The sequence below is a fragment of the Lactovum odontotermitis genome, assembly GCF_054658595.1.
Genome location: NZ_BAAGGQ010000021.1, coordinates 21119 through 28992, shown reverse-complemented (window position 1 = coordinate 28992; position 7874 = coordinate 21119). Strand labels below are relative to the sequence as shown.

6 protein-coding genes, 1 pseudogene and 1 CRISPR repeat array are annotated in these 7874 nt (G+C 38.6%); all 7 genes and pseudogenes read right to left on the bottom strand.

Annotation, left to right across the window (positions count from 1 at the left end; genetic code table 11):
* Window positions 1-300: a CRISPR direct-repeat array (repeat unit 36 nt; unit sequence GTTTGGGAACCATTCAATTTAACACGACTCTAAAAC).
* A gap of 92 nt (window positions 301-392) precedes the next feature.
* The 7 genes and pseudogenes from csn2 to ACYQ2E_RS09985 all read right to left on the bottom strand — a co-directional run bounded on the left by csn2 (window position 393) and on the right by ACYQ2E_RS09985 (window position 7830).
* Complete coding sequence (gene csn2, locus ACYQ2E_RS10015; protein WP_460017930.1) at window positions 393-1076, bottom strand: type II-A CRISPR-associated protein Csn2; 684 nt, start codon at window positions 1074-1076, stop codon at window positions 393-395.
* Window positions 1063-1404: a CRISPR-associated endonuclease Cas2 gene (gene cas2 / locus ACYQ2E_RS10010; protein ID WP_460017929.1), complete on the bottom strand. Its 342-nt coding sequence runs from the start codon at window positions 1402-1404 to the stop codon at window positions 1063-1065. Before cas2 ends, csn2 begins: the two co-directional genes overlap by 14 nt.
* Window positions 1401-2293: pseudogene (gene cas1 / locus ACYQ2E_RS10005) on the bottom strand (type II CRISPR-associated endonuclease Cas1). The gene cas2 and the pseudogene cas1 overlap by 4 nt, the downstream one beginning before the upstream one ends.
* Before the next feature lie 216 nt (window positions 2294-2509).
* Window positions 2510-5965, bottom strand: coding sequence for a type II CRISPR RNA-guided endonuclease Cas9 (gene cas9, locus ACYQ2E_RS10000; protein WP_460017928.1), 3456 nt, complete (start codon window positions 5963-5965; stop codon window positions 2510-2512).
* Complete coding sequence (gene cas9, locus ACYQ2E_RS09995) at window positions 5944-6792, bottom strand: type II CRISPR RNA-guided endonuclease Cas9 (protein WP_460017927.1); 849 nt, start codon at window positions 6790-6792, stop codon at window positions 5944-5946. The genes cas9 (ACYQ2E_RS10000) and cas9 (ACYQ2E_RS09995) overlap by 22 nt, the downstream gene beginning before the upstream one ends.
* A 178-nt stretch (window positions 6793-6970) precedes the next feature.
* The gene (locus ACYQ2E_RS09990; protein WP_460017926.1) at window positions 6971-7507 is read right to left on the bottom strand and encodes an rRNA large subunit pseudouridine synthase E; all 537 of its coding nucleotides are present in this window, start codon (window positions 7505-7507) and stop codon (window positions 6971-6973) included.
* The gene (locus ACYQ2E_RS09985; RefSeq protein ID WP_460017925.1) at window positions 7504-7830 is read right to left on the bottom strand and encodes a heavy metal-binding domain-containing protein; all 327 of its coding nucleotides are present in this window, start codon (window positions 7828-7830) and stop codon (window positions 7504-7506) included. Before ACYQ2E_RS09985 ends, ACYQ2E_RS09990 begins: the two co-directional genes overlap by 4 nt.
* Between the last annotated feature and the right edge of the window lie 44 nt (window positions 7831-7874).

Genomic DNA, 7874 nt, shown 5'->3' with positions numbered 1-7874 from the left:
GTTTGGGAACCATTCAATTTAACACGACTCTAAAACATTTTATCAGGACTTGACGTCCTTTCTACAGTTTGGGAACCATTCAATTTAACACGACTCTAAAACTATCACCTTTATAAACATAATAGACAATTAGTTTGGGAACCATTCAATTTAACACGACTCTAAAACGAAGCTGCCGCAAATCGCATGTCCAGGCGAGTTTGGGAACCATTCAATTTAACACGACTCTAAAACGCTGAAAACTGGCAACCAGAGGCCAAAAATGTTTGGGAACCATTCAATTTAACACGACTCTAAAACCTCAAATGAATGTTTTCGGTTTTAGTTTTTCGTCGTTCGCCCTGACGAAGGGCTTCAAAATTGCTGGTTCACACGCATTAAATTTATAGTTATTATAACATTTTTTCGGTGCAAAAGTAATCTTTGTCGACGCAGAATTGCTTGATTTTCACAAGCTTTTCGACCTCGTGATTTTCTAGAAATAAAACGTTCTGCTGGTTTAGAGTTGCGGTTTCAATGATAAGATTGAATTCTTCTGCTGTCAGCATTGTGCCAAGTCCGCAAAAAACGAAAAGCTCTTTGTTGCTCAATTCATGGAAAACGTTCAAAATCAGCTGTGTTTTATCAAAAATACTGGAGCTGTTGTCTAAAATATTGATTTTAAGCAATTTAAACAGTTCCTCGAGCTTGTAAGCCTCGCTGATAGACACTTCAATTTCAATATCCTCAAAAACCTGCTGATTGAAATACTGGACAAGTTCGTTGTAGGTGCTCTCGATTTTCTGTCGCTCGTCCATGTCAAGTGTGGCAATGATTCGGCTGAAAAGCAGTTTTTTGAAGGCGGCTGTGTTGAAATCAAAGGTCAGCGGATTTTGGATAACAGCTAAACTGGACAAATTTTCGAAATTGTCGTCAAAAAAATGAAAAGGGTAATCCGGCTGAATGCCATTTTCCTGCTGATAGAGGCTGTAAAGGATTTGGGAATAAACGTGAACCTCTTCAACAATCAACATGTTTGGCAAGTTTTCAGCAAATCTGACCGGTTCATCAAGCACCGGAAAATTACAAGAAATCATTGCTTCCTCCTAAAAATACGACCCGTGCATCGGAATTTGCGACACTTTGCTTGGCTTCGCCCAAAATGTAATCCATGCTGGCAAATTGTTTTTCTGTCACTTTCAAAATCACGACATTCCCCGTTTTGGGCTTATTTTTCATGACGCGATTTTTTGAGCTTGTCGCTTGCGTGTTGTTCAACGAGAGCTTACTGTAAACGGAAAACTGCAGCATCAGCCAGCCGTCCGAAATCAGGAAATTCCTGAATTTACGATAATCTCTGCGTTCCTCAGAAGTATCAACAGGTAGGTCAAAAAATAGTAATTGTCTCATATACCGGTAACTCATTTCTTCTCCCAGGTGAAATTGAAAACAGGCAATTCGTCTTTTTCAGTATTGTCATTATTGAGCGCAGTCAAAACTTTTTTGACATAAACTTCAACAATGTTAACCAGATACATGTCCTGCCTGCCGAAAAGATAGGTTCGGCTGAACAGACTGAAGAGCTGATATTTGATTTTTGAAAACTCAAGATTCCGATTTGCAAAGACAATCTCGTCAACCAGCGGTCTAAAAGGCTCCATCAGGTCTGATGCCAGGTTAAACTGATTAAAAGGATTATTGTGCTTCAGCCCCAGCTGCGTGAGACAGCCGTTTTTGACGATTTCTCGGGAAAAGATTGAAAGCAGCAAGGCATAGCCGTAATTCAGCGCAGCATTGATATCATTCTCCTCTTCCCGCGTAAACGCTTTGCCGAAAAGGGCATTAAAATAGACTTTCGCAGCATGTCCTTCACGGTTGGTTTCGTCGTAGAGTGTCAGATTTTCCAGATAACCTTTAAGCAGCTGGTATTCATTTTTCTTTTCCCGGAAAAGAAGATGCGCCGCCTGATTGTTGATTTTCTGGGCAATAACCTCAGTCCAGACAACTTTCTGCACTTCTTCGTTCCAGGTAATTTGCCGCATCACACTGCGGCTCGTGTCATAGCAGCCGTAGTAGGGCACAAGTTCCGCGGTCGGAAGTCGTTTTTCATCGCAGAATATCAGCTTGATTTTGTACTCTACAATTTTTTCGCGATTAACGCCGTCGTCAGCACAATGTCTGTCGTTTCCGCAATGATTGTGTGAATCTCTGAGAGATGAATCTTCTCAATACCTTCATCATTCTTGAAAATCAGGGCATTATTCTGATAAGACAACTTGCTGTGACGATTGACAACGACAACTCTCCATGTCATTTTTCTTTACACTTTCTACAAAATTTGCTATAATGTGTGTGTTAAAGAATATTGGGAACTATTCAATTTAACACGACGAGTTAAAATAAGCTATATGCGTAACCACAAGTCCTCTGGACATGTTGCCTCTGGGAGTTCATCTCCTGTTAGAGGTTTTTTATTTTCAAAAATATAAAATGTTATGCCAGTACCACCGAGGTGATACTGGCAAACTTTTTATTGCAGTTTTTGGCGGGTTTCGTAAAGGCCTGTGATGGATTGGTAAATGAGCGTTGAATCTTTTTTCAACTTATTATATCTGGAACGTGCATTAACTCTCACCGAATTCTTTGAGTTTCCTTGCTGATACTTGATTTCTCCAGTGTCTTCGTCAACAATTCTATCATACTCAGAAACCTTGTTCTCGCTCGTAGTACCTGTTGCAGCAATGTTCAATAAGGCAAGAATATACTCAAGTTTCTGCTTATAATATATAAACTCATCTGGTTTCTTAATTGTCTCTGTATTAATTAACTCGTGCTCCTTGATAAATTTGAAAACTGCTTTTTCAATCTCGTCAACAATATTTCCGTTGTTTTTCTCGATTTGATTAACTAGGTCTTCTCCATAAAATGGCTTGTCAATCTTTGAATCCGTATTGTTTCGAACATATTTAATCACTTTATCATACGTTTCAAGTCCGTAAATATAGTTATTCTGTTCTTGACTCAACTTTAGTTGTGTCCATTTTCCAGATTCCTTTAAGGAAGATACCGTCCAATAATTTTTTCCTGTTTTAAAGACTTGGTTTCTATATATTTTCAATTTAGCGTTTTTGAAGTCATCTATTCCTGTTCGCTTTACAGAAACTAATTTCCCATTATCAAATGTGATAAAGGCTTCTTTCTGCTCCAAATATCCGCCATAATCCTCAACATTAAGTTTTACTTGTCGATTACCAGCACGAAATTTGGTTGAAATAGGATTAGCACCTTTACCTCCACGCCTTGCTATTGTCTGTTTGAAGAGTTCTTTCCCTTTCTCATTGCTTGCACGATCAGTAAGTTTATTCGTTATGTTGGCGCTTTTTGAAATTTCGTCTTTGATTAGCTGTGATTTGCTACCATTTGAAATTCGTTTAGAAATGCTCCTGGAAATGTTCAGCCAAATATTTCGTTCCTTTGTCGCTTTTTCACTATCCTTAAACCAAGTGCCATTATCAATTTCTCCATAAATAAACTTACCTTTTATTTGAGGATAATTCTTCACAAGTTCCAGTGCTACAACGCCGTTCAAATAGGCATCTTGCGCGTGATGATAATCATTGATTTCGCGTACCTTAAAAAGCTCTAAATCTTTACGTAACTGACTCGCAAGGGCAGATTTTACAGTAATAACTTTAGTATCTTCAGCGGAAAAATGATCATTTAAAATTCGGGCTACATGCTTCGTAATTTGCCGAGTTTCTACTAATTGTCTGGCAATAAACCCTTGTTTATCTTTGTCAGACAAGCCGCCATGCAGGGATTTAGTTAGATTATCGTATTTTCGTTTGGGTATTCGCTTTTGTTCCAGCCATTTATCCCAAGTTGCCTTCATTCTTCTTGCAACTTCTTCACTTGGGACATCGTCAAGCTTTCCACGGTTATTTTTGCTTGAAGTCAACACCTTATTAGAGATTGAATCGTCTTTGATGAAACTCTGAGGAATGATGTGATCAACATCATAATTTGACAAATTTGCTGAATTAATTGGGTCTCCAGTATAAGCATCTCGACAGTCTTGCAAATAATACAAAAACAATTTTTCATTAGCCAGTTCGTCGTTTGTGGCCTCTCGCCACTGAGCATTAAAAATTTCTTGTAAAACTTTTAAACGTGTTTTTGACTTTGCTTTTCCTCGCCGAGTCGTTTGGTTTTCCCGCGCCATTTCAATTACAATATTAGCTGGTGGACATTTCATATACTTTGTCAATTCATCAACAATTTTCAAACTCTGTAAAATTCCACGCTTAATTGCCGGACTTCCTGCAAGTTCCGAAACAACATCATCAAAACTTACACTGGTTTCCTTCTTGTATGATTCGTTAATCTGCCTTTTAAAGGTCAGTTTATCATCAGAAACGAGCTCCATGAAATTACGATTAAACGGATCTTTTTCGAGAAAATCAACAATTGTCCAGCTCTCGCCATTACCATCTGTCGTACTAGGACTTCTAAGTGCATTTTTCCCTAATCCTAGCAATTTTCCAGAAAACCTGCCATAACCCGAGAACGATTTCTTAGCAAGTTCCTTTATAATTCTTCTATCAAGAATTTCTATATCTGGAATGCCCTTTAGGACTGTTAATTTCATTTCACGGTCTTCTGGAAGTATAGTCAGTACTTTAATTATTTCTTCAAGCATGACAAGGTATATCTCATCATCTAATATTGATGTCGGAATTCCCCAACTTTTTAAGTCTTGATAGGTTGAGAATTGGTTATTGAAATGATTTTCATCATCTGAGTTCTCTCCCATACCTTTTATATCAGAAACATCAAGATTTAATTCCAGTTTCAAGAACTTTTTAAAGAATGCTTTTGATACCTTTTTAGGGATTTTTGTCAGATTCTTCGACTTTCCTTTAAATAATAAATCAAATATTTTTTGTCTTAACTCAGGTGCAATCAGGTCTCCATCTAAACGGATTTTGGTCAATTCATTCAACACAGCATATTTTTGATAAGTAAGTGAATTCTTTGGTAATGTCTTCTCACCATAGAGATAAGTGTCATCATTCTGCATTCGTTCAATGAATTTTTGAGCTGAACTATTTTGATTAACAGTTTTATCAAAATTCCACGGACGAACTTTTTCAGTCTTGACAACCCAAGGTGATTTCTGCTTCGTATCGCTTGCAAGATTAATATCTCGTAAAGGTCCAACAAAATATGGAATTCTAAATTTAAATATTGAATAAATTGCTGCCTCATTTGAAATTGATTCATCCTTATCAAAAGTTTTTTCGATAAACTGCTTGAATTCGGGATTTACTTTTTTCTGATTCGCTATTATTGACTTCAACTCATGAAGTTGTAACTGATATGGAATTGAACCATTATCAAAAGTACGTTGTTTTCTTAAAAATGTTCCTTTATCAATTTCTTTCAAAAGTTTAGCTTTGACATTCTCGTTAGCCTCTGAAAGATTAGTCAACTTTTCTAGTATAGTTTTAGTGTATTTGTAAAAACGCTCCTCACTGGCAAATTTAGGATCAAATGGTTTTCTAGTGGCCCCAACACTAATAAGTTTCTTTTCCGCTAGATGCTTACGGTAACTTGCTTTAGGCAAGCCAACATAGCCGGCATAATTTGCTTTGATGACTGTGTTACTATTTTCCGTCGCAGTTTCAAAACTGTAAAAGTAATCATTATAAAGTTTAATATCCTGCTTTTTCAGTAAGCACTTCAATTCTTTCAAAGTCTTTTGGTGTTCTTCATAACGCTCTACCATGCTGGCAGATAATTTTGTCGGAGAATTCTTGTTTTTATCGTCATTAACAGAAAGAATTTCGGAGAGCATTATCGCATTATTTACATTTTTAGCATATTCAAATAAATCTGCATAGTCATTTCCTATATCATTCAGGAGCTCAGATAAATTGTCTTCATACTTTTCATCAGAAAATTTCAGGTTTGCATCAGTATCCAAATCAAAAACAGTTTTAATTTTGCTTGCATACCAAACATTAACTTAACAAATTGATATAAAGTTCCAGTTCTAGAATTCTCAAATATTTCTCCAATTTCTTTTGCAGAATCATCCCGTCTAGTCTTTATTTTCTCTTCAACATTGCAATCATAGTTTGAAAAATCAAGCTCAGCATCGTCAAAAACATTATTATATTCACGAACGAAGTTTTCGAATTCAGGTTTTACTTCAATGTTGGAGAAGTCTCCATACGCATCATCTCCTGCATCTTGATTCACAAAGTGTCCACGATTCTTAAAAAGATGATTCATTGCCAGAAAAACATAACGAATATCATATTTTTCATCTGACTCAGCCAACTCTTTTCTTAAATGATAGACTGTCGGAAACTTCTTATGATAATCTTTTTCCTCTTGAAACGTAGGAAAAAGCGGAAATTGAGTCTGTACTTTTTCGCTTCTATCGTTATTTTGCAAAAAACTTTCATCCAGTCGCAAAAAGAAGTTTTGATCAATGTTATTAATCTCCTCTTCAAAAATCTCCCGCAAATACTCCAAACGCTTCCTACGCCTGGCAATTCTTCGACGTGCGCCTCGCTTCAGCCGTCTATCCGCCGCGACATCTCCTTCATCAAACAACCGCGCCCCCCAAAGATTCGTCCGAGATTTCACCGTCCGATACCCATTGTCAGGAAGAACATTCCCATCCTTATCAACATTCGTCCTGATTTTCTTTTTCCCCTGAACAAGGTTGAAGTCATCGTCCAGCACGGCCCAGCCCACAGAATTCGTTCCGATGTCTAATCCGATTGTGTAATCTTTTCCCATAAAAATTCTCCTTTTCACCACGTCATTATCATTCGTGAGAGTGCTCGTCTTTTATAAATTAAAATATGTGCCTATTTTACCACAAAAATAGACACATAATTCAAAAAGCATAAATTAAAAAGAACATTACAAGCAGATACGTCCAAATACAATTCAGTCAGAGCTTCTCATAATGTCTTTATTCTTCAACAACCACGTAACTCCCCAACCCCAAATCCCCCAGCTCAAAACTTCCAATCCGCGTCCGTATCAGACGCAGCGTCGGAAATCCGACTGCCGCGGTCATTCGCCGAACCTGCCGATTTCGTCCCTCCTTGATTGAGATTTCCAGCCAGCTGGTTGGAATACTAGCACGGAATCGCACGGGCGGTGTTCTTTCCCAGAGCCATGAAGGTTCGTCAATGCTCCGCACCATAGCAGGCAGGGTCAAGCCGTCTTTCAGCAAAACGCCTTTTTCCAGCTGTCTCACCGCCTCTGCACCAGGAATTCCCTCGACCTGCACGACATAAGTCTTATAAGATTTTGATTTCGGATCAGTCAGACGATGCTGAAGCCGCCCATCATCGGTCAAGAGCAGCAGCCCCTCCGAGTCCTTGTCCAGCCGGCCGGCCGCATAGATTCCCGGAATGTCAATAAAGTCGGACAAATTTGCCCGACCTTCTGTATCTGTGAATTTCGTGAGTACGCCGAAAGGCTTGTTAAATAAGACAATCACAGCTTCTCTGCCTTAACTGCTGTGCCGTAGGCGGCAACTGAGTCCACGGTTCCGAAAGTGCTGGAATCAAAGCGCATGGCGAGGATGGCGTTGGCGCCTTTGTTGGCTGCTTCTGCTTTTAGGCGTTCAATGGCTTCTTCGCGCGAAGAGTGCTGCAGAATTGTGTAGCCTTTGATTTCACCGCCGGCAATTTGCTTGAAGCCTTGTCCCATGCTTGAGATGACGTTGCGTGAACGGGTGGTAAGGCCGAAGACTTCGCCGTAAATTTCGGTGATTTTGTAGCCTGGCATGTCGTTCATGGTTGAAATGATGATTTCGTCCATTTGTTTTCTCCTTTTTTAATGAATAGTATTCGATACCTATGTAT

Excerpts from the sequence above, each read along its gene's own strand:
- cas9 (WP_460017927.1), bottom strand. The coding sequence starts at position 6,792 with ATGGGAAAAGATTACACAATCGGATTAGACATCGGAACGAATTCTGTG.
- csn2 (WP_460017930.1), bottom strand. The coding sequence starts at position 1,076 with ATGATTTCTTGTAATTTTCCGGTGCTTGATGAACCGGTCAGATTTGCT.
- ACYQ2E_RS09985 (WP_460017925.1), bottom strand. The coding sequence starts at position 7,830 with ATGGACGAAATCATCATTTCAACCATGAACGACATGCCAGGCTACAAA.
- cas2 (WP_460017929.1), bottom strand. The coding sequence starts at position 1,404 with ATGAGTTACCGGTATATGAGACAATTACTATTTTTTGACCTACCTGTT.